11 protein-coding genes are annotated in these 23,566 nt (G+C 70.9%); 7 read left to right on the top strand and 4 right to left on the bottom strand.

Going from position 1 to position 23,566, the window contains the following annotated elements:
- Positions 1-32 precede the first annotated feature (32 nt).
- Entirely contained in the window at positions 33-8,801 is an 8,769-nt protein-coding gene (locus AB0J66_RS19590; RefSeq protein WP_364662255.1) for a pectinesterase family protein, read from the bottom strand.
- A gap of 315 nt (positions 8,802-9,116) precedes the next feature.
- Between AB0J66_RS19590 and AB0J66_RS19585 the strand changes: the two genes are divergently transcribed.
- From AB0J66_RS19585 to AB0J66_RS19555, 7 genes are all read left to right on the top strand, one after another.
- Complete coding sequence (locus AB0J66_RS19585; RefSeq protein WP_364662252.1) at positions 9,117-9,422, top strand: hypothetical protein; 306 nt, start codon at positions 9,117-9,119, stop codon at positions 9,420-9,422.
- Between the two features lie 126 nt (positions 9,423-9,548).
- Positions 9,549-11,111: a discoidin domain-containing protein gene (locus tag AB0J66_RS19580; protein ID WP_364662249.1), complete on the top strand. Its 1,563-nt coding sequence runs from the start codon at positions 9,549-9,551 to the stop codon at positions 11,109-11,111.
- 448 nt (positions 11,112-11,559) lie between these two features.
- Positions 11,560-12,681 (top strand): acyl-CoA dehydrogenase family protein, encoded by a 1,122-nt coding sequence (locus tag AB0J66_RS19575; protein ID WP_364662247.1) that lies wholly within the window; start codon positions 11,560-11,562, stop codon positions 12,679-12,681.
- Positions 12,682-12,863: 182 nt separating this feature from the next.
- The gene (locus tag AB0J66_RS19570) at positions 12,864-13,466 is read left to right on the top strand and encodes a flavin reductase family protein (protein ID WP_364662244.1); all 603 of its coding nucleotides are present in this window, start codon (positions 12,864-12,866) and stop codon (positions 13,464-13,466) included.
- Between the two features lies 1 nt (position 13,467).
- The gene (locus tag AB0J66_RS19565; RefSeq protein WP_364662241.1) at positions 13,468-14,505 is read left to right on the top strand and encodes a S66 peptidase family protein; all 1,038 of its coding nucleotides are present in this window, start codon (positions 13,468-13,470) and stop codon (positions 14,503-14,505) included.
- 322 nt (positions 14,506-14,827) lie between these two features.
- Complete coding sequence (locus AB0J66_RS19560; RefSeq protein WP_364662240.1) at positions 14,828-18,457, top strand: S8 family serine peptidase; 3,630 nt, start codon at positions 14,828-14,830, stop codon at positions 18,455-18,457.
- Positions 18,458-18,655: 198 nt separating this feature from the next.
- Positions 18,656-20,785 (top strand): ATP-binding protein, encoded by a 2,130-nt coding sequence (locus AB0J66_RS19555; protein ID WP_364662238.1) that lies wholly within the window; start codon positions 18,656-18,658, stop codon positions 20,783-20,785.
- A 139-nt stretch (positions 20,786-20,924) separates the two neighbouring features.
- On the opposite strand, the gene AB0J66_RS19550 is transcribed toward AB0J66_RS19555, so the two are convergent.
- The 3 genes from AB0J66_RS19550 to cysD are packed head-to-tail and all read right to left on the bottom strand — an operon-like array spanning position 20,925 to position 23,544.
- Positions 20,925-21,476: a GyrI-like domain-containing protein gene (locus tag AB0J66_RS19550; protein ID WP_364662236.1), complete on the bottom strand. Its 552-nt coding sequence runs from the start codon at positions 21,474-21,476 to the stop codon at positions 20,925-20,927.
- Positions 21,473-22,615, bottom strand: a complete 1,143-nt coding sequence (locus tag AB0J66_RS19545) for a hypothetical protein (protein WP_364662233.1) — start codon at positions 22,613-22,615, stop codon at positions 21,473-21,475. The genes AB0J66_RS19550 and AB0J66_RS19545 overlap by 4 nt, the downstream gene beginning before the upstream one ends.
- Positions 22,616-22,626: 11 nt before the next feature.
- Positions 22,627-23,544 (bottom strand): sulfate adenylyltransferase subunit CysD, encoded by a 918-nt coding sequence (cysD, locus tag AB0J66_RS19540; protein WP_364662231.1) that lies wholly within the window; start codon positions 23,542-23,544, stop codon positions 22,627-22,629.
- Positions 23,545-23,566: the final 22 nt, after the last annotated feature.

The raw sequence follows: 23,566 nt of genomic DNA, 5'->3' as shown, positions 1-23,566 counted from the left end.
CCGCGATGGTGGTGACCGCCTCGCGGCGCCGGTCAGCCGGCCGTGGGGTTCCAGTTGTCGGCGCCGGCCAGGTACTTCTGCGCCGTGTAGTTCGCCGCGTCGGCCTCGGCCAGCGCCGGGCGGGTCGTGGCGTCGACGACGGCCGCCCCGGGGCCGGTGTTCTTGTACTCGAAGAACCGGCCGGCGGTCCACGGCGTGGCGGCGTCCCAGCCGTTCCACGGCTGGGCGGTGTTGACGCCGGCGCCCAGGACCGAGTCCCGGACCACGACCTGCGCCTGCCCCTGGGTGCTGTAGGGCCGGCCCAGGTAGATCGAGTTGGCGGCGCCGTCGGTGACGATCGTGCTGTCGGTGATCAGGAAGCCGTACGGGGAGGCGCTGCTGACCGACGAGTCGGTCAGGCTGGCGCCGGGCCGGTTCAGCACGTGGAAGGTGCTGTGGTCGAACACCGCGACCGCCCGGCCGAGCACCATGTCGGCGCCGCCCTCGACGTACGCCCGGCGAAAGTACAGCCGGCTGTAGGTGGTCACGTTGGCCGTGCTCACCAGCAGGGTCTGCTTGTCGCCGAGGAACCGGACGTTGGCGAACACGTCCTTGTCGCCGCTCTTGACCTGCAACGCCGTGGCCTGCGCGCCGGCCGCGGCCGCGCCGTTGGTGTTCGCCACGGTCAGGTTGCGCAGCGTCCACTGGTTGCCGGCGAGGGTCACCGTGGCCACCGCACCGGTGCCCCCGGCGGTCAGGACCGTGTCCGACGGGTCAGCCGTCGCCCCGAGCAGGGTCACCCCGTACCGGTTGCCGCTGGCGACCGGCCCGGTGTAGGTGCCCGGCTTGATCAGTACGACCCGGTAGCCCTGGGTGGTGTAGTCGGCGTTGTCGGCCAGCAGGGCGATGCCGGCGGCCACCGTGCTCGCGTCGCCCGAGCCGTCCGCGGCCACCACGACGTCCACCTTGATCGGGGTGGCGGTGGCGGGCTCGGAGGCGTCGGAGACGTTCCCGGCGGTGTCGAGGGCCTTGACGGTGTACGCGTACGCCGTGCCGGTCGTGACCGTGGTGTCCGAGTAGGACGTCGCGGTGACCCCGCCGGCGACCCGGATCGGCTCGGCGCCCCCGGCCGACCGATAGACGTCGTAGCCGGCCAGATCGCTGTCGCCGACCGCGGACCAGGTGACGGTCACCGACCCCTTGCCGAGGACGGTGCGCGCCCCGGTAGGTACGGCGGGAGCGGTGCTGTCGCCGGGTGCGGGAACCGCCTCGACCACCGCGGAGGGGGCCGACTCGTTGCCGGCGCTGTAGACGGCGGTGACCACGTACCGGTAGGTGGTGCCGTTGTCGAGTCCGGACACCGTGTAGGTGGCGCCGGTGATCAGCGCCGCGTTGAGCTTCGTGGTGCTGCCGGCCGAATAGACGTTGTAGCCGGCCAGGTCGCTCTCCCGGTTGGCGGTCCAGCTCAGCGTCGCCCTGCCGTCGCCGACGCCGGCTTTGAGCCCGGCCGGTGCGGCCGGCGGCGCGCTGTCGGCCGGGGTGGCCCGCACGGTCGCCGCCGCCGAGGTGTTGCCGGCCTTGTCGACGGCCACCAGCGCGTACGTGTAGGTGGTGCCGTTGGTCAGCCCGGTGTCGCGGTAGCCGGTGCCGGTGACCGAGGACGCGACCAGGGTGGCCGGTCCGGCGGTGACCGTGGTGCCGGCCGCCCGGTAGAGCCGGTAGCCGGCCAGGTCGGCGTCGGTGCCGGCCGGCCAGGCGAGGGTGACCGAGCCGTCGGCGCCGGTCGCGCTCAGCGAGGCCGGGGTGGCCGGCGCGGTCACGTCGGCCGGGGCCGCCGGGTCGGGGACGGCCGGGTACCAGGTGGGGGCGCCCAGCCAGGCGGCGGCCGTGACCGTCACCGAGGCGGCCGGGCCGAGCTGGGGCCGGTTGTCGTTGATCCCGGCGCCGTCGCCGGTGTTGGCGTACTCGGCCAGCCGGCCGAGGGTCCACGACTCGCCCGCCGGACCGGTGCCCCACGGTTTGGCGGTGGTGACGCCGCCACCGAGCGCGGTCTCGCGGACGATCGCCTGGCCGACCGAGTTCGGCGTGTACTGGTCACCCCAGGCCCGGTAGGGCCGGCCGAGCTGCACGCCGGTGACGCCGGCGGGCGTGCTCACCGTGCTGTTGATCAACAACATGCCGGGGAAGGTGGCCGCGGTGCTCGGGGTGAGCACGGTGCCGCCGCTCGCCTTGACCGTGACCGCCGTCTTGTTGATGACGAGGGTGGCCCGGCCGAGGACGATGTCGCTGGTGCCCTCGATCGTCGAGTTGTCGATCATCTGTCGGGCCGCGGCGGTGTAGGTGGACGTGTCGGCGAAGACCGTCCGGTTGTTGCCCTTGAGGGCGACGTGCTCCAGCAGCACCTTGTCGCCGTTCATGGCCACCGCCGGGGCGGCCCCGGAGGCCGTGGTGTTCTGCACCGTCACGTCGCGCACGGTCACCGACGAGCCGCTGACCGACAGCGCGGCGGTGGCGTTGCCGTTGGTGATCACGACGTCGGCCGGGTCCCCGGTCGAGCCGATCAGGGTCACGGTGGACTTGGTGATGCTGATCGGGCCGGCGTAGGTGCCGGGCCCGACCGAGACCACCCAGCCGGCGGTGCCGGGGGCCGCGTCGAGGGCGGCCTGCAGGGTCGGGTAGGTGCCGCTGCCGTCGGCCTTGACGGTCGCGTCGACGTGCAGGGCCGGGGTGCCGGTCACGGTCGCCGAGGCGGCCGACACGTGCCCGGCAGCGTCCACGGCCACCACCACGTAGCTGTAGGCGGTGCCGTTGGCCAGCCCGGTGTCGACCAGGCCGGCCCGGGTCAGCAGCGTGGCCCCGACCTGGTGGTCGGCGTCGAGTGGCACCGGAGCGGTGCCGGTGGCCCGGTACACCCGGTAGCCGGTCACGTCGGCCTCGGTGTTCTCGGCCCAGGTCAGCGCGACCTGCCCGGAGCCGGCCTGGGCGGTGACCCGGGCCGGGGCGGCCGGAGCCACGTCGGGGGTGGCGTCGGCGACCGGGTTCCAGCCGTCGGTGCCGGCCAGGTAGGCGGCGGCGGTACGGGTGCCGGCCTCGGCGTCGGTCAGTTGCGGGCGATTGGCGTTGACGGTCGCCCCGGCCCCGCTGTTGCGGTACTCGGTGAACCGTCCGTCGGTGGCGGTCAGCGGAGCGAAGTCGATCCACGGCTTGGCCGCGCTGATGCCGTCGTTGATGGTGGTGTCGCGGATGGTGAGCTGGCCGCGCGAGTTGTCCGGCTGGGTGCCGTCACCCCAGCCCGCCCAGGGCCGGCCCAGGGCGAACGTGCCCGGGTCGTTGTCGCTGACGATCCGGCTGCCGGTCACCAGGTAGCCGTTGGGGTTCTTGGACGCGGTGCTGGGCGCGAAGATCGTCCCGCCGTTGTGGGCGGTGGCGTGGATGGTCACCCGGTCGAAGACCGCGGTGGCCCGGCCGAAGACGAAGTCGACGTTGCCCTCGATGAAGCTGTCGTAGTAGTACTGCCGGGCGTAGCCGGCGCCGGTGGCAGAGATCGCGCCGGCCGAGTCGGCGAGCAGGGTGTCCTGCACACCGAGCAGGCGCACGTTGCGGTAGACCTGCCGGTCACCGGTGGCCCGCAGCGCCACGGCCTGCGTGTTGTAGTTGCCGATCTCCGGGTGCTTCGCCGGGTCGAACGTGTTGGCGATGGTCAGGTCCCGGACGGTCACGTTACCCGCGGTGACGGCGACGGTGAAGCTGCCCGAGGTGCCGCAGGTCGCGGTGGTCACGGTCGGGCAGGTGGCCGGGCCGGCCGCGGTGCCGTTGGCGTTGTCGAAGGTGAGCACCACGTCCCGGGCGTCGCCGGAGCTCCCGGCGATCACCAGGTACGGCTTGGCGACGGTCACCACCTGCCGGTAGGAGCCCGGCTTGATCAGGATCACGGTGGGCCGGGCGGCGGTGCCGGCCGGGGCGGCGTTCACCGCGGCCTGCAGCGTGGTGTAGTCGCCGCTGCCGTCGGCGGCCACGGTCAGGTCGGCGACCAGCGGCACCGGGTTGGCGGTGGCCGTGGCCGGCGCGGACGCGGCGGAGGCGTTGCCGGCCGCGTCGACCGCGACGACGGTGTAGGTGTACGCGGTGCCGTTGGTGACGGCCTTGTCGGTGTAGGCCGGCTTGGCGACGGTGGCCACCAGCTGGTCGGCCCGGTAGATCCGGTAGGCGACGACGTCGCTCTCGGCGCTGTCGTTCCAGGTCAGGTCGACCGCCTTGTCGGCGCCACCGGCGACCAGGCCGGTGACCGCGGCCGGGGCGACGTCGGGGGCCCGGTCGGCGACCGGGTTCCAGCCGTCCGTGCCGGCCAGGTACGCGGTGGCGGTGTACTCCCCCGCCTGCGCGTCGGTCAGCTGCGGCCGGTCGGCGGTGGCGTTCGCCGTACTGCCGGGTCCGCTGTTGGCGTACTCGAAGAACCGGGCGCTGCGCCAGTCGGTGACCACGCCGCTGTTGGTCATGTTGGTCCAGGTGGCGGTGCCGCTGACCACCGGGCCGAGCCAGCTGTCGCGGACGACGACCTGGCCGAGGGCGTTATCGTCCTTGACGCTGGTGCCGTCGGCCTGGGTCTTGCCCGGCTGCCACGGCCGGCCCAGGTTCTGCGAGCCGTCGGGGGCGCTGCCGATGATCCGGCTGTCGGTGATCAGGAAGCCGTACTTCTGGCTGATGTCGGTGCTGGCCGCGGTGACCGCGCCGTTGGGCGAGGTGGCGTGGTCGAGCGCCTTGAGGGTGCTGTGGTCGAAGACCGCGGTGGCCCGGCCGAACAGGAAGTCGACGTCGCCCTCGATCCACGCGTCGTGGAAGTAGACCCGCGACTGGGTGGTGGTCGACGGCGAGTTGGCGTAGAGGGTGTCCTGGTTACCGAGCAGCCGCACGTTGTCGAAGACGAGCTTGTCGCCGACGGTGCGCAGGGCGACGGCCTGCCCGTTGGCGTACGTGCCCTCCTTGTACGAGTTCTGGATGGTCAGGTCCCGCATCTGCACGGCGTTGCCGGTGACGACGACGGTCGCGCTGCCGGACGTGCCGTACGTGGCGACGCTGCCGTCGGGGTTGGCCGGGGCGCCGGGGATCGGGGTGCCGGCCGCCCGGTTGCCGTTGATCACCACGTCGGTGGCGGCGCCGGTCGCGCCCACGATGATCGTGTAGGGCTTGGCCACCGTTAGGTATTCGTCGTAGGTGCCCTTGGCCACCGAGATCACGGTCGGGTCGGTCGCGGTGCCGGCCGGAGCGGCGGCCAGCGCCGCCGTGAGCGTGGTGAACGTGGTCGCGCCCGGAGTGGCGGCCGGGTCGACGGTCAGGTCGGCGACCAGCGGGGCGGCCTGGACGGTGACCGTGACGCCGATGGTGGCCGGGGACTCGGTCCCGCGGCGGGAGACCGCGGTGACGGCGTACGAGTAGCTGGCGCCGTTGGCCACGGTGGTGTCGCTGTAGGTGGGGGCCGACACCGTGGCGATCTTGGTGAGCGTGCCGGTGCCGGCCTCGGCCCGGTAGACGTTCCAGCCGATGACGTCCGCCGAGGGGTCGTCGTTCCAGGTCAGGTGGACGACCCGGGTGTCGGTGGCGGCGGCCAGACCGGTCGGCGAGGCCGGCGCGGCGGTGCTGGGCGGGAGCATCGGGCTCCAGCCGTCGCTGCCGGCCAGGTACTTGGCCGGGGTGGCGTTGGCGGCCTGCGAGGTGGTCAGCTGCGGCCGGTTGGCGTTCAGGCCGGCGCCGGGGCCGGTGCTGGCGTACTCGGCGAACCGGGCGTCCTGCCAGCGGAAGTTGACCTTGACGCCGCTGGAGTTGGTGCTGGCCATGTCCTCCCAGGGCTCGGCGGTGTCGACGGCGGCCGGCAGCCAGGTGTTGACGAAGTTCACCGAGCCGATCGCGTCCGGGTCGGCGCTGGGGTGCCAGGGCCGGCCCAGGTGGACGGTGCCGGCCGGCGCGGAGCTGACGACCTTGCTGTCGACGATCAGGAAGCCGTACTTGCTGCCCTTGTCGGTGCTGGCCGCGGTGATCGCGCCGTTGTCGGACTTGCCGCGGTCGAGCGAGCGCAGGGTGACCCGGTCGAAGACCGCGTCGGCCGCGCCGAACAGGTAGTCGACGTCGCCCTCGATGTAGCTGTTGACGTAGTACTGCCGGGAGCGGGTGGTCGGCTTGGGGGTGTCGGCGAGCAGGGTGTCCTGGTTGCCGAGCAGCCGTACGTGGTCGGCGGTGAACCGGTCGCCCTCGACGCGCAACGCGACCGCCTGCTGGTTGGTGATCTCCGGGTGGGCCTTCTCGTCGAAGGCGTTGGCCACGGTGAGGTTGCGCAGGGTCACGTTCTTGGCGGACACGAAGACGGTCGCGCTGTCGGCGGTGCCGTACGTGCCGCCGGCCGGGTCGGGCGTGCCGGAGGCCTTGTCGTCGACGACGACCACGTCGGCCGGGTCGCCGGTGGCGCCGGTCAGCACCACGTTGGGCGCGGTGATCTCGAACGTCTCGTGATACGTGCCAGGCGCGATCGTGACCATCGTGGGCTGCAGGTTGGTGGCCGGGACGGACGCCAGCGCCGCGGTGATCGTGCGGTAGGCGCCGTTGGCGCCGTCCGGGGAGACGTAGACGTGGGCGTACTCGATCGGCAGCGGCACCGGGTCGGTGGTGGCGGTGGCCGAGGCGGCGGCGGACGTGTTCGAGACGTTGCCGACCAGGTCCAGGGCGGTCAGCTTGTAGTACTGGGCGACGCCCTTGGGGGCGCTGGTGTCGGTGAACACCGGCGCGGCGCCGGCCTTGGCCGCGGGGAGGGTGCCGATCAGGACGTAGCTGCCGCCGCTGCTCGACGAGCGGGTGATGTTGTAGCCGGCGAGATCGGTCTCCTTGTTCGCCGTCCAGCTCAGCGCGATGCCGTTGGTGCTGCTCGGCGTCGCCTTCAGGCCGGTCGGGGCGGCCGGCTTGACCATCGGGTTGGCCGCGGTCACCGCCGAGTACGACGAGACGTTGCCGGTGGTGTCGACGGCCCGGATCCGGTAGTAGGCGCGGGTTCCCTCGGTGACGGCGGGGTCGGTGAACGTGGTGCCGGTGAAGGTGGCCCCGGCGGCCGGCAGGAACGGCACGTAGACCTCGTCGCCGTTGCGCTTCTGCACCGTGTAGCCGGCCAGGTCCGACTCCTTGTTGGCGGCCCAGGTCACGGTCATGCCGACGGCGGCGACGGTGGCCTTGGCCGACGACGGCGCGGCCGGCGGCTTGGTGTCGGCGGGCAGGGTGACCATGGCCGCGGCAGGCGCCGAAGAGCCGGCCGCGTTCACCGCGACGAGCCGGTAGTACGAGGTGGCCCCGGTCGGCGCGGCACCGTCGGTGAAGGTGGTTCCGGTCAGCGCGGTTCCGGTCAGGACGGTGTACGGCCCGGCCGCCGCCGACGCGCGCTGCACCAGGTAGCCGGTGGTGGTGCCGGTCGCGTTCGCGGTCCAGGTCAGCACGACCCCGCCGGTGCTGCCGGCGGTGGCCTTGAACCCGGCCGGCGTGGGCGGCACGACGGTCGTGTCGATCGGCCGGGCGGCCGAGCCGGTCGCCGGGCTCGACGCGTTGCCGCTGGAGTCGACGGCGGTGACCCGGTAGTAGGAGGTGCTGCCGGCGGGGGCGGCGGTGTCGGCGTACGTGGTGGTGGTCAGCGGGGTCGCGGTCAGCTGGGTGTAGGTCCCGCTCGAGGTGGCGGCCCGGTAGACCAGGTAGCCCCGCAGGTCGGGCGCCCCGGTGACGGCCGACCAGCTCAGCGTGATGCCGCCGGTGGCGCCGGTGAGTTTGAGGCCGGACGGCTTCGCCGGCGGGGTGGTGTCCTTGGCGATGGCCACCGAGGCCGTGGCGGGGCTGGAGGAGCCGGCAGCGTTGACCGCGGTGAGCCGGTAGTACGCGGTGGCGCCGGCCGGCGCCGTCGCGTCGGTGTAGCTGGTACCGGTCAGCGGGGTCGCGGTCAGCGTCGCGTACGGGCCGGAGGCGCTGGTCGCGCGGGCTACGACGTACCCGGAGGTGCCGGTCCCGGCGTTCGCGGTCCAGGTCAGGGTGGCGCCACCGCTGGAGGACGCGGTCGCCTTGAAGCCCGTGGGGGCCGGTGGTGGGGTGCTGGCGCTCGCCGGCCGGGTCGCCGAGCCGGTCGCCGCCGACGACGCGTTGCCGGTGCGATCGACCGCGGTGACGCGATAATAGGAGGCGCTGCCGGCCGGCGCGGTCGTGTCGACGAACGACGTCGCGGTGTACGGGCCGGCCGTGAGCCGGCTGAAGGTGCCGCCCGACGAGGTGGATCGAGCCACTACATATCCGGCGAGATCCGGTACGGCGTCGACGGCACCCCAGCTGAGGGCGATCCCGGCGCCGGACGCAGCCAGCTTGAGGCTGTCCGGCTTGTCGGGCGCGTCGGTGTCGACGGCCTTCACGGTGACCGGGCTGGACGGCTTCGAGAGGTTCCCCGACGTGTCCGCGGCCGCCACCGCGTAGTAGTACGTCTTGCCCGCGACGGCCGTGGTGTCGGTGAACGTCAGCGCCGCTGTGCTGCTCAGCAGATCGGTGCCCGCCACGATGGTCTTGCTCGTCGACCGGTAGACGCGGTAGCCCGCGGTGTCCGAGGCCGAGACCTTGCCCCAGCTGACCGTCACGCCGACCTGACCGAAGTAGTCGGTCTTCAGGCTCCCCGGCACGCCCGGCGGAGTCGTGTCGGTCGCGGCCGACGCCGCGGTCAGACCCACCCCGCCGACGCCCGCGGCGGCGAGCAGGACGGCGAGCGTCGCGGTTCCGAAAGTCCGGCGACCGGCTCGGAACCGGGCAAGGCGGTACGACATGTGGCTCACTCTCAGCAGGCCGGTGCTCGCAGGATGCGAGCTCACCCGGCACCAGGGCGCACGGGTGCCCGGCGCCCCTCGATGATCACTCGGCAAAAGGACAAATTTGAACCTCGCGGCGACATCGTGGCTGCTGGTCGCTTGTTTACCGGACGACCGTCACGCCCAGCCGAACAAGTGTTCAATCGGATCCGCCCGCGCCGGGAAGGAAGTTGATCAGCACGAGGGATGGACAACAGGCCAGATCATCTCCCGGTAGTCAACCCGTGACAGCCCGCTTATGACACTGATCAGCCCGGCTCGGGTTCATCCGGATTGGCGCTGTTTTCTGTGATTCACCCGGCTTCGAAAACGCTTGGAGCTGCTATTGAAGCTATTGATGATGACAAAGCGCACCGTGCAGTTTTCCTCGCCGCGTTGCTGACCCTGACGCCCGTCGCCTCGCCGGCTACTACCGCCGCCGACACCACGCCGGCGCCCGCCGCCTCCAGCGCCATCACGGTGATGCCGCTGGGGGCCTCGATGACCAACGGGAAGGGATCGAGCACCGGTAACGGCTACCGGGAAGAGCTACGCCAGCGATTGCGTTCATTCTGTTCACCGATCCGGAACCGAGGGTGACCAGGCTGAACGGGGAAACGCTTTCTCCGGCCCTTCGCCGGTATTGACACGAGGAGAACCGGCGGATCAGCCTGCTGACAGAGAGCGCTCTCTTCGTCCCGTCCCCTCTCCCCCGTCGGAGCTCCCATGAGACCTACCCGCCGAGGGCTCTCCGCCCTCGCCGCCGGCATGTTGTTCGGCGCCCTCATGTTCGTCGCCTCCCCCGACGCGAACGCCGCTGAGACCCTGCTGTCATCGAACAAACCGGTCACCGCCTCCTCGAGCGAAAGCTCCGCCGTGCCGGCCTCCGCGGCTGTCGACGGCAACACTGGCACCCGTTGGTCCAGTGCCTTTGCCGCATCCCAGTGGTTCCAGGTCGACCTCGGCGCCCCGGCCGCCGTCGGCCGTGTCGCCATCACCTGGGAAGCGGCGTACGCCAAGGCGTTCAGCATTCAGCTGTCGACCGACGGCGTCAGTTACAGCACCGCCTACTCGACCACCACCAGCGCCGGCGGTCAGCAGGACATCACCGTCACCGGCACCGCCCGCTACGTGAAGGTTCTGCTCACCACACGGGCGCTCGCCACGTACGGGTATTCGTTCTGGGAACTACAGGTCTACGGCGGCGCCGGCTCGGCTCCGGCGCAGACCGGCATCGGCGCCCTCGCGCTCGTCAACAACGTCACCCACCAGCCGATCCTGGGGCTGAGCCCGCTTGTCGACGGCTCGGTGGTCGACCTCACCAAACTGGCCAACAGGAACCTCAGCCTCCAGGCCACTCTCGCGGCCGGTGCCACCGCCGGCAGTGTCACCTTCCAGCTCACCGGGGCCAAAGGCACAACCCTTTCCCGTACGGAGAGCACCGCGCCCTATTTCCTCTGCAACGACTACGTGGACTGCCCCTTGCTGGCCACCCCGGACAGCTACACGCTGACCGTGCAGGCGTATTCCGCGGCGGATGCCGGGGGCTCGAAGGCCGGGGCTCCCGTCACGATCCGCTTTACCGTTTCGGCCACGGCTGTTGCCGCGCCCACCCTCGACGTCCTCTACGTCGGCAACAGCCTGATCGGCACCGCCACCGCCGCCACCGGCCAGGACACCCCGAGCCTGGTACGGACGCTGGCTGCAGCGGCCGGACGGACGGTCCGCACGACCGAGGTGATCCACTTCGGCAACACGCTGCAGCAGACCTACGACGCCGGCGAGGTGACCGCGGCACTGAGCGGGGCCACCAAGTACGACTACATCCTGCTGCAGGAATACAGCACGCTGGTTGCCACCAACCCGTCCGCGGCCACATCGGCGCTGCTCGGGACGTACGCGCCGGCCTTCGCCCGGACGCTCAAGCCGGGCGGCAAGGTGGTGCTGTTCAAGAACTGGGCCCTGCGTGACCCGGCCCCGTTCGCCACCCGGACGGCCGCCGTCTCGGCGATCAACACCAACTACGCCGCCCTGTCCGCGGCCCTGACCACGCCGAACGTGGTCGCCCCGATCAGTGACGAGTTCGAGAAGGTGATCGCCACCAACGGGACGTCGTACCTGATCGTCCCGGACGGCAAGCACCCGAACGACACCGCGATCTACCTGGACGCGGTCACCCTCTACGGCATCCTGTTCCACGAGTCCCCGCGCACGCTGAGCAACCAGTACCTCAACGCCACCACGGCCACCGCGATGCGGGACGTGGCCGCGACCCAGATCGGTTACTGACGGACGGGTCGTGGGGAACGGCAACCTGCCGCTCCCCACGACCGGGTCCGGGCCAGTAGGCGAACTGCCGGATCTGGCGGGCGTCGGGCGCGAAGGTCCAACCGGTCCGGGAGGCAGGGTCCAGTTGCACACTCCGATCGGTCTCGTTGTTGTAAATGGCGGCTATGCCCGCGGTGAAGGCGAATCCGAGTAATTCCAGCGCCTGACGGCGGCTCCGCAACGCGGAACCGCCGTCAGAGACACGCCGTGACTCATGCCGTGCGGGTGGTCCTTCGGCCGCGGCAGCGTCATCAGGAATGACTGCGGCCCTCACGTCGCGTCTCGGCTGTTTGCGCCACGACAACGGCCCATGTGGTGCGGCTCACCGACCCGAGAACGCACGTGCCGGTGCGCCGCCGCATCTTGGTCGTGAACGTGTCCGTATCCCGGGCCGGCGACAAGGAGTGACATGACCACCATGCAGGAGATGCCGGAGCTGCTGCGGCCGGCGATCGAGAAGTACCGCGACGAGGCCGAGGCGCTCGGCCGTCTGCCCGAGGAGCTGGTCCGCGAGCTCATCGCCCATGGCGCCTTCCGCCTCACCACACCACGCGAGCTCGGCGGCTTCGAGGCCTCCACGGCCGAGGTCCTCGACGTGCTGAGCAGGGTCGCCCGCATCGACGGTCCTACCGCCTGGATCCTGTGGAACCTCAACATGGGCTTCATCTCCGGCCTGCTCCCCGAGTCCCGGGTCCGCGAGGTGTGGGCGCCGGGCCGTGACCCGGTGATCGCCCACTCCGGCCAGCCCGGCCGGCTGATCGCCGCGGACGGCGGCTTCACGCTGAGCGGCCGCTGGAAGATCGTCAGCGGGGCCCACCTGGCGGAGTGGTTCCTGCTCGCCGGGATGCTGACCGAGCCGGCCGGCCCGGGGCGGGACGCCGGCCGGTACTTCTGCTTGATCCCAAGATCGTCGGTGACCGTGCAGGACACCTGGGACGTCGTCGGAATGCGAGCGTCGGACAGTAACGCGGTCGTCGCCGAGGAGGTGTTCGTGCCGCAGGACAGTGTCTTCTCCTTCGCCACCCCGAACCGGTTCGCCGACCGGCCCGCCTACCGCCTGCCGACGGTGCACCTGCTCTATCCCGGCGGCGCGGCGGTCCTGATCGGCATGGCGCAAGGCGCCGTCGACGAACTGGCGGCCCTGGCCACGACCAAGACCACCATGTCGGGAGGGACTCTGGCCGCCACGGAGGCCGTCCAGGATGCGCTTGGCCGCGCCACCGTCCAGGTCGCCGCTGCCCGGGGCCTGCTGCTGGCGTCCGTCACCGAGCTGGCGGCGCAGGACGAGCCCACCGATGAGCTGAGGGCGGCCCTTCGCGGCTCCATCGCTCACGTCGCTGAGACGGCCCGCACCGTGCTGACCGCGATGTACACCGCCGGCGGCTCGGACCCGCTGTACACCCCAAGCCGCCTGGGCCGTATCTTCCGTGACGGCATGGCGGCCGCCCAATCCGCCAACCTGTCGGCCGCTCAGTTCGCGTTGCGCGGCCGCATCCTGCTCGGCGAACCCCCGGCGGTGCCGTTCATTTAGAGCGATCACGACGCGGATCAACCTGAACGGCTCGCACCTGCTGGGCGCGGGTCGCCCGCGGACATGACGTCGAGGTCTCCGAGGTGGTTTCCATGCCCACTCGATGGTTCCTCCCGCACGCCTGAGCGCTGCGTACCGACAAAGCCGTCGCTTAACTCGGAAGGAGATTCGAGGCTATCAACATGAGTGGCAGCACAGAATTGAACGCGTCCGTTTCCCAGCCGGCTCCGGAAGCAGCCCTCACGCCGGTGGCTGCCCAGCAACTGCGCCAGGCATTCGCGGGCTTTCCCACCGGCATCACCGTGGTCGCCGCGCTCGTCGACGGACGCCCGGTCGGCATGCTGGCGAACTCATTCAGCTCCGTTTCGCTGGATCCGCCGCTGGCCGCGCTCAGTTTCGCGCGTACCTCAACGACCTGGCCGCTCCTGCGCCGCTCACCACAATGGGGCGTCAGCGTGCTTGACGAACACCACAAAGACGACTTCGCGCGACTTTCGCGACCGGCAGCCACACGATTCGACGGAGTCGATTGGAGCGCGACAGACCGTGGAGCCGTCCTCCTCGACCGGGTCACCACGGCCTTCCAAGTCAGCATCCAGACCGAGGTCGACGCCGGCGACCACATGCTGACGCTCCTGCGAGTCCATTCCCTGCACCGCTCGCCCGCCCACACACCTCTGATCTTCTACGGCAACCAGCTGCACAGCCTCAAGACTGTTACGCCGGTGCAACTCGACGCCCGAACTCATCTCGCCGCATCGGCACTGGAGAAACCAGGTTCATGACATGTTCGATCTCCGCTTTCCCCACTCTCTGCGCCCCGGCGACCGTATCGGCGTGACCGCGCCGTCCGGCGGCGTCAACGCGGCCCTGCGCCCCCGGACTGATTTCGCCGTCGAGACGCTGGGAAAGCGGGGCTACGACGTCATTGTCGGAAGCTGCATGAACGGCGACGGACTCGTCAGCGCCCCGCGCGCCGAACGGCGCGCCGAACTGACCGCCATGCTGCTCGACCCGGAGATCCGGGCTGTCGTCCCGCCCCGGGGCGGCCGAGTCGCCATCGACCTTCTGGACGGGATGGACTGGGACGCGGTCAGTGAGGCGGAGCCGACCTGGCTCTGCGGCTACTCCGACCTCTCGACCATCATGGTTCCGCTCACCCTGCTCACCGGCATCGCCACGATGCACGGATCGAACCTGCTGGAAACCCCGTACGAACCCGCGCCCGGCCTCAAGCACTGGCTGGACGTCGCCGAGCTACCGGCCGGAGCCACCTTCACCCAGACCTCGCCCGGACGCCATCACAACGGCGCCGGCCCACTCGAGTGGTCGGACCGGCCCGAGGCCACGACCCGCGAATACGAGGCGGCCGGTTCCTGGCGCCTGATCAATCGCCAGGCCGACGAGGTCCGTCTGGCCGGCCGGCTCATCGGGGGCTGCCTCGAGCACATGGGCACCCTGGCCGGCAGCAAATACGGGGACACCAGCACCTTCGCCGGCCGCTACGCCCCCGAAGGCCTGCTGATCTACATCGAGGCGGCCGCCGCCGCGGCGGACGAGACCTGCCGGACCCTGCACGGCATGCGCCTGGCCGGGTTCTTCGAACGCGCCAACGGCATCCTCATCGGGCGCACCGCCGGCCCCTCGCTTCCGACCATGACCCAGGACGAGGCCGTGCTGGACGCGCTGGGATCGCTGGGCGTGCCGATCATCACCGACGTCGAGTGCGGGCATGTCCCACCCGCCATGCCGTTCGTCAACGGGGCGCAGGCCACCGCCGTTCTCACCGGTGGCGTCGGCCGCATCACCCAGACCCTGTCCTGAGCCGGGGCGTCACGCCCCCACGCGGGACGGGCAGCCAGCCCGTCCCGCGTCTTCTCCCGTGCCCGGCGCTGGGTCGCCGGCCTGCTCGGCTGAGCACGGCGAAGTTGCCCGCTCCAGCCGCGGCGCACCGAAAGCCGCCCGCTACCGGCAACACCGGCGGCCGGTCAGCGTCGCAGGCTGTAGTGGGGCTTCGCCGTAATGAAGCTGTCGCGGCAATGTAATAGATGGTCCTCATATTGCTTGGGATCGCTCCCATCGACCCTTTGCGAGGCCTCTGGTGCCATTGTCGCGTTTACGCGAGGCAGGACTCATCGCCCTGTGCGTGGTCCCGTTCGCTCTGGCCCCGGCGGCTCCGGCCGGCGCCTCGACCGCCGTCCCACCGAGCGCCGGACCGACGGCAACGGTCACTCTTCTCACCGGCGAGAAGGTCACCGTCACCATGACCGCCGACGGAGCTGTCAGCCCTCAGGTACGTGACGAGCACGGCCGGCCGGTCGCCTTCCTCGCACAGCGCCAAGGCAAGGACAGCTTCGTCTATCCCGACTCGGCCCTGCCGTACGTCTCGGCCGGCCTCCTCGACAAGCAGCTGTTCAACCTGACCGAGCTCGTCGAGGACGGTTACGACGACGCGCACAGCGACCGGCTCCCGCTGATCGTCCGCTACGCCGACAAGTCCGCTCGGGCCAAGTCCTCCGCGACGCTGGACAGCGCCGAGAAGGTCCTCGACCTCGAGAGCATCCAGGGCGCCGCGCTCAGGGCCGAGCGGTCGGACGACTTCTGGACCTCGATCACCTCAGCCGGCCAGAAGAGTACCGGCCAGAAGCGCGTCGCCGGCGCCGCGCCCGCCCTCGGCGGCGGTATCAGCAAGATCTGGCTGGACGGCAAGTCGCAGGGTGCCCTCGCCGAGAGCACCGCCCAGATCGGCGCTCCGCAGGCGTGGGCCGACGGCAACATCGGCGCCGGGGTCGACGTCGCGGTGCTCGACAGTGGCATCGACCCGGATCACCCCGACCTGGCGGGCCGGATCGTCGCCACGAAGAACTTCGTTCCCGAGTTCCCGATCCTGGACCGGCTGGGTCACGGCACACACGTCGCCTCGACCATCGCGGGTTCGGGCGCCGCCTCCGGTGGTGTCGAGAAGGGCGTCGCGCCCGGCGTCCGGCTGCACATCGGCAAGGTGCTCGGCGACAACAACTACGGCGAGAACTCCGGGATCATCGAGGGGATGGAGTGGGCGGCGCGCGACCAGCACGCCAAGATCATCAACCTGAGCCTCGGTGACAATCCGACCGACGGCACCGACCCGATGAGCCTCGCGGTCAACGAGCTCAGCGCCGAGACCGGAGCGCTGTTCGTCATCGCGGCCGGCAACCAGGGACGCGAGTACGGGATCGGCACGCCCGCCGCCGCGGACGCCGCCCTGAGCGTCGGCGCGGTCGACAGGACCGACGCGCTCGCCGGCTTCTCGAGCATGGGCCCGCGCCTCGGCGACCGGGCGGTCAAACCCGACCTCACCGCCCCCGGCACCGAGATCCTGGCCGCCCGCTCCCGGTACGCCACGGAGGGCGAGGGCTCCTACCTCGTCATGAGCGGCACCTCGATGGCGACGCCACACGTCGCCGGCGCCGCCGCGCTGCTGGCCGCCAAGCATCCCGAATTGACCGGCGAGCAGCTCAAGGAGCTGCTGATGAGCTCCACCAAGCAACTGCCGGGCATGACCGCGTACGCGGGTGGCACCGGCCGCCTCGACATCGCCGCGGCGGAGAAGGCAACCCTGTTCGGCTCCGGCAGCGTCAACTTCGGCTACATCGAATGGACCTCCCCGGCGGTGAACGCCCCGGTCACCCGGCCGGTTCACTACACCAACCTCGGCGACGCCCCGGTGACGCTCGATCTGTCGGCCTCTTTCAACGGTCTCCCGGCCGGGCAGGTGGCGCTCTCGCAGTCGCAGCTCACCGTTCCCGCGCACGGCGACGCCGAGGTCAAGGTGACCGTCTCGTTCGGCGGGATGCCGTTCGACCAGGCTTTCTCCGGTTTTCTGACGGCGACCGCGGGCCCGGTCACCATGCGTACGACGATGTCGGCCGGGCAGGAGACCGAGCGGCACAAGCTCGTCGTGACGACCAAGGACCGCGGCGGGAAGCCCTTGGCCGGAACGCTCACGGTGATGGGGGCCAACGGCACGTTCGAGTACGTCAGCGTCGACGCCACCGGCACCGCGACAGTGCGCCTGCCGGTTGACACGTACGCCGCGTGGTTCAGCGGCGACGTCGAAGGAGCGCACGGCCCCTACTCGAAGGGCGCGGTCATCATGCCGGCGAACGGGCTCAAGCTCGACCGGGACCGAGCCGTGGTGCTCGACGCCGCCAAGGCGAAGCGTGTGCGGGCCAGCACCCCCGAGCGCGCCGACGTGACCGAGGCGACCTTCGGTCTCAGTCAGCAGAGCCGGACCAGCGGCGGCAGCGACTGGTTCGCCACGAGCGCACCGGACGCCTCGTACGACAGTGTCTGGGCCCTGCCCACCGGGAACACCAAGACGGACGGGTTCGCCTTCGGCACCCGCTGGCGTCTCACCCAGCCGGCCCTGCAGATCGCCGGCTACGACGACCTGCGGGCGCAGCACCCCGCTCAACCCCTACCGGCCGGCTCGTCGCACATCGACGCCGTCCTGCCCGGTGGCGGCGACGTCCGCGGCAAAGCCCTTGTGGTGCGACACGACACCGCGAAGAAGATCGAGGACGAGGTGGCGGCCGCGGCCGCAGCGGGTGCCCGCATGGTGGTGGTCGTCAACGACGGAGTCGGCCGGCTCGCGCCGTGGACGACCTCGGAATGGGGACCCGTCGACCCGCCGCCGGTCACCGTGGTCACACTCTCGCACGACCAGGGAAACCAGCTGATCAGCCGGATCGAGCGGCAACGGCGGGTCAAGCTGGACGTGACGTCGAACCCGGCCGCGACCTACGTCTACGACCTGCAGCACGACTATCAGGGAGGTCTGCCGGCCGACCTGACCTACCGGGCGGACAAGTCCAACCTGGCCCGTATCACGGCGTCCTATCGCAACTGGCGTTCGGACCGCGTTCTGCAAACGCGCGGCAGTCGCGGTCCCGGCAGCACCACGACGTCGCTCACGCCGGCGCCGGCTCCGGCGCAGGGCGAGCGGACCGAATGGGTCACCGCGGGGATCCCCTGGTCCACCCAGGTCCAGATCCCCAATCTGATCAGCCAGCAGTCGGAGTGGATGACCTATCGCGCCGGGGACAAAGCCTCGGAGACGTGGTTCAGCCCGGTGCAGCGGCCGCGTCTGACCAGCGTCTCCGACACGGTGGTCCGGCACAGCGACGACACGTTCCAGGTGTCCGTTCCCGGCTGGGGCGACTCCGGCGCCGCGCACATGGGCGCCATGGCGTGGGGTACGGCTCAGCAGTCGCTGCGGCTGTATCAGGGCGACGACCTGATCGGCCGCAGCGACGACGACAACGGCGGGCTCTATCTCACCCTGGCCCCAGAACGCCGGCCGTACCGTTTGGTGTCCGAGAACAGCCGGGGCGAAGGCGCCGGACCGTACTCGACGAGCACCCGCACCGAATGGGGCTTCACCTCGGGTCCGGCCAAGTCCGGCCAGGACGAGAAGCCGGCGCTGATCCAGCTCGACTACGCGGTCACAACCGACCCGGCCGGGAAGGCCGACCGGCACGCCGTTCTGGAGGTGACCCCCACGACCCTGCCCGGGGTCGTGGGTGCCGGAACCGTCCGCAAAGTCACGGTCGACGTCTCCTACGACGACGGCAGGACCTGGCAGCACACCGGCCTGCGGCAGGAAGGGGGCGTCTGGCGGGCCAAGCTCGACGCTCCGCACAAGGCGGCGTTCATCACGATGCGCACGACCGCCTCGGACAGCAGGGGCAACACCGTCGAACAGCGCATCACCCGTGCCTTCGGCTTGAAGTGACTCCCCGGGGTGGGACCGCGACGCGGCCCCACCCCGGCCGAGCAGACCGTCGCGAACGGGCCCGGATGCCCACCGACCTTGTCCGGGCTCTCCCGCAAAAAACACACCTATCCATTTTTCGCCAACCGGAGGAACACCCGGAAACGGAGTGCCAGTCTTTCTTGTGACAGTGGTTCAGCGTGGGCAGCGGGGGTTCGCATGCGCGACGACATCGGGACACACGAGCGCATAGGGGCACGAACACCCGGCCCCGGACCAACTGCAGCCGATCAGCTCGTGGCGGTGGTCGCCCAGGCCACCGAAGCGCCGATCGTGGTGGCCTATCTGATCACGGGCAACACGCGGATCGTGCTGAGCTGCCATGGGGCCGACACGGTGGTCCCGGGCGACGAGATGCCCCTGTCCGGTTCCCTGGCCGCCGAAGTCGTCCGGACCGGTCTGCCGATGATCGTCGACGACGTCGGTAGCGACCCCCGCCACGCCGAGACGGCGCCCGTGCGTGATTGCGGGATCAAGGCTTACTGCGGCTTTCCCGTACGGGATCCGGACGGCCGGGTGATCGCCGTGCTGGCCGTCGCGGCGCGCCGCGAATCGCACTGGACCGCCCGGCATCTGCGCAGCCTGGACGCGGCGACCCAGCTGTTCGGCGAGCTGCTCTCCGGGCGTGCCGCAACCGTGCCGATGATGCCGGTGGTGCGCAGCCCCAGCCGCACCGAGCAGGCCGAGTCGATGTTCATGAGCCTGCTCGACGCCGCACCCGACGCCATCGTCGCCGTCACCGCCGACGGGACGATCAACTTGATCAACGCGCACGCCGAGCACCTGTTCGGCTATCGGCGCGAGGAGCTGCTCGGCCAGCCGGTCGAGCTTCTCGTGCCGGACCGGTTCCGTGAACCGCACCCGGGCCACCGCGACCGGTACTTCTCCCATCCCAAACGTCGCCCGATGGGCGGCGGGCTCGCCCTGAGCGCCCGCCGCAAGGACGGCAGCGAGTTCCCGGTGGAGATCAGCCTCTCCGCGCTCGAGACCGACCACGGCGTGATCGTCTCCGCCGCCATCCGCGACGTCAGCGACCGGCTCATCGCCCAGCGCGAACGGGAACGCCTCATCGCCCAGGCGGAACGCGACGCCGCCGAACGCCGGGCCCAGCACGCCCGCCGGCTGGAAAGCCTCGGCGAACTCGCTGGCGGCGTGGCGCACGACTTCAACAACATCCTCGCCGTCATCAGCAACTACTCCGAGCTGATCCAGGACACCCTGGCCACCGGTGATCCCGGACCGGACGACATCGCCGCCGCCCGCGACGACCTCGGGCAGATCAGCCGGGCCGCCGAACGCGCCGCCCGCCTCACCAAGCAGCTTCTGGCCTTCGGGCGGCGCGACATCACCCAGGCCGAGGTCCTCGACCTCAACCGCGTCATCGGCGACATCGAGCAGATGCTGCGCCGCACCCTGGGCGAGCACATCCAGCTGAGCGCCCAGCTCGATCCCGCGCTGCGCCCGGTCTTCGCCGACGCCAGCCAGATCGAGCAGATCCTGGTCAATCTGGCCGTGAACGCCCGCGACGCCATGCCCGGCGGCGGCACCTTGTCCATCGACACGAGCAACGTCGACCTCGACCGCGACGACACCGCCGCCACCCCGCTGGCCGAGGGAAGTTATGTGCGCCTGCGCGTCTCCGACACCGGCACCGGCATGACCCCCGAGGTCATGGAGCACGCTTTCGAACCCTTCTACACCACCAAACCCCGAGGCTCCGGTACGGGACTGGGCCTGGCCACCATCTACGGCATCGTCACCTCGGCCGGCGGCGACGTCAGCCTCTACTCCGAGGCCGGCATCGGCACGACCGTCACCATCCTGCTGCCCACCGCCAAGGTGACCGCCGGCGCCGCCACCGCTGTCCCGGCAGGCACCCCCCAACCCGGGTCGTCCCCGGGTGGAACCATCCTCCTGGTCGAGGACGAGGACGCCCTGCGCCAGGTGGCCCACCGCATCCTGACCCGCTCCGGCTACGACGTCCTGCCGGCGGCCGGCGGCGAACAGGCCATCCACATCGCCCAGACCCATCCCGGAACGATCGACCTGCTGCTGTCCGACGTCATCATGCCCAAGATGTTCGGCAACGAGGTCGCCGCCCGCATCCAAGCCATCCGGCCCGGCACCCCGGTGCTGTTCATGTCCGGTTACGCCCAACCGGTACTGACCGAGAACGGCACCCTGCCCGACGGCGTCCTCATCATCGAGAAGCCCTTCACCAGCCACGAACTCCTCGACCGCATCCACACCGTCATGCACGACCAGGCTGTTACGAGACCCGGACCCTGAGCTGCGTCCGTCCCACAGATCATGCGCCGCGACCATGGATGACGGTCGTTCGTGGCAGGTGATGACTGATAGCCGCACGCTGGCCCCGAGCCCGATGGGCGGCTGATCAGGTTGCATGTCCCAACCGCGTGTGCGCCGATCAATGACAGGCCCGCCGATCGGGCCGGACGGGGTGGCGGACCACCGTCCGGAGTTTGTCCGGGGCGGTTCGGTTCGGATTGGACAGGTAGATTTCGTGGTGGTCGCCGCTGTCCTCGTAGCCGCAGCGCCGCATGTGGTCGCGCATCCGGTCGACCGTCGCGTGGACCTGCCGGTACGGCCCCACGTGCAGCGTCTGTACGCACAGCCCACCCGCGTGATGCTGCAGCCGCAGCCCGGCGGGCAGGCTCACGCCCTGGCCGGTGGCCGCGTCCTCAAGCAGCCGGGCCGTGAGCTGGGGCGGCTGCGCCATCATCAGATGCCAGCGCTGCTCCGTGCCGGCGCTCGGCCACCTTCCCTCGGGCGGCGGCAGGGAGTGGCGGGCGGCCAGCGCACGGCGCACCGCGGACGAGACCGTGTACAACGCCTTGGCCGCGGCCCGGAAGTGGGCGCCGTGGCGCTCGCCGGTGCCCTCGATGACCAGCAGGGTGCGCGGCGGCACGGCCACCAGCACGGGCCGGGTGCTGATCACGTCCAGGGCCGGCGCGGTCACAGGCTCAACCAGGTCGAGGGGGCGCCGGCCCCGGTGACTTGGAGGCGTTCGATGTCGACCCGGTCGGCGGCGAGCGGCTCGAGGGCGGTGTGGATCCTGTGGCGCGATGGCGCGTGCACCACCATGCGCAGACTTCTCTTGTCGTTCTCCAGTTCCCGGATGGCCGTGTCGGGGTGGTCGAGGGCGGTGATGACGGCGTGGACGTCGGCTGGGCGCACGGTCGCGCAGCTGACGAGGTAGGGGACCGGGGACCGGCGAGCCGGGAGGGCGCCCTCGAGCCGGACAGTCCCGGCCGGCGGCTGGGGGCCTACAGCCGCGCGGGTCGCCATCTCGAGATCGCTGTGCAGGGCCGCTTCATTGATCGACGAGCTGCGGTGGGAGCAGGTGAAGACGAGCGTCCCGGCCGCGGCCGCCTCCACCATGAAGCCCGATCGCACCCGGGCCGCCGCGATCGGGTGGGTCGGCGGCAGCAGGGCGTGGAAGACCTCGGTGTGCAGGGTCCCGGCGGTACGGGTGACGCCGAGCACGAGACGCCGTTCCCAGGCCGGCCGCAGGTCGCCCGGCGGGTCGGGCGACTCCTCCACGGTCACGTCCCGCCCCGCCGTGGGCCACCGGAACGCCGTCGTGGCCAGTGCCGCCGCCCGATGGGTCAGGGCCGTCATCGCCGCCTCGTCCATCGGCGCCCGGGGCAGGAACGCGTTGACCGACCGGAGGTGGTCGCCCGGCAGCGACGTGCGCAGGAGAGCGCCGATCGGCAGGTCGAACTGCAGCGCCGCCTCGGTGTAGAAGCCGACCCCGTGGTCCGCGGCGAGCTGGTGCAGACGCTGGGCGCCGCTGATCAGCGTCGCCGACATCGTCACGACCGAGGCGCCGTGGCGGATGGCGTGGACCGCCAGGTCGGCCGAGATCACCGGGTCGTCGACGGCCTCGACGACCACCGGCGGGCGGGTGCGCTGGATCGTCTGCCGGGCCAGGGCCCGTACGCCCGGGTCCATGCGGTCCGGCGCCACCGAGTGGATCGCGGAGATCTCCAGTTCGGCCCCGCCGGCCGGCCGGAACCGGGTGAGCGCGTCGACCAGGGGCCGGCTGTGCGGCCCGTGGGTGACGATCAGGACCGGTACCGGCGCGATGTTGGACATGCCGTCTCCTGTCAGAAGTAACCTTCCCGCTTGCGGTCTTCCATCGCGGCCTCGCTGACCTTGTCGTCACCACGGGTCGCGCCGCGCTCGGTGATCCGGGTCGCGGCGACCTCGTCGATCACCTTCTCCACCGTGTCGGCCTCGGAGAGCACCGCCGCGGTCTGCGAGGCGTCACCCACCGTCCGGTACCGCACCCGGCGCACCTCCGACGTCTCACCATCGCGGAGCTGGATGAACTCGTTCACCGCGTAGAACATCCCGCCACGCTCGACGACCTCACGGTCGTGGGCGTAGTAGATGCTCGGCAGCGGGATCCGCTCCTTGGCGATGTAGTGCCAGACATCCAGCTCGGTCCAGTTGGACAGCGGGAAGACCCGGATCGACTCGCCGGGGTGGTGCCGCCCGTTGTACAGCGCCCACAGCTCGGGACGCTGATTCTTCGGATCCCACTGGCCGAACTCGTCGCGGAAGCTGAACATGCGCTCCTTGGCGCGCGCCTTCTCCTCATCGCGCCGAGCGCCGCCGAACAGCGCGTCGAAGCGGTACTTCTCGACCGCGGCCAGCAGCACCGGGGTCTGGATGCGGTTACGGCTGCCGTCTGGCGGCTCCCGGACGAGGCCGGAGTCGATGGCCTCGGGCACGCTGGCCACGACCAGGTTCAGTCCCAGGGCAGCGACCCGCCTGTCGCGATAGTCGAGCACCTCACCGAAGTTGTGCCCGGTGTCGACGTGCATGACCGGGAACGGCATCCGGGCCGGGGCGAACGCCTTCTCGGCCAGGCGCAGCATCACGATCGAGTCCTTGCCCCCCGAGAACAGCAGCACGGGACGCTCGAACTCGGCCATGACCTCACGCATCACGAAGATCGCCTCGGCTTCGAGGGCATCCAGATGCGAGACGCGGTGCCGGCCCGGGTCGGGCACAGCCATGATGGCCCCTTTCGGTGGGCTA

Origin of the sequence: Actinoplanes sp. NPDC049598, assembly GCF_040675435.1 — a bacterium.
GTDB lineage: Bacteria > Actinomycetota > Actinomycetes > Mycobacteriales > Micromonosporaceae > Actinoplanes.
The sequence above is the reverse complement of the archived record's forward strand: the minus strand, read 5'-3'. Positions and strand labels throughout refer to the sequence as shown.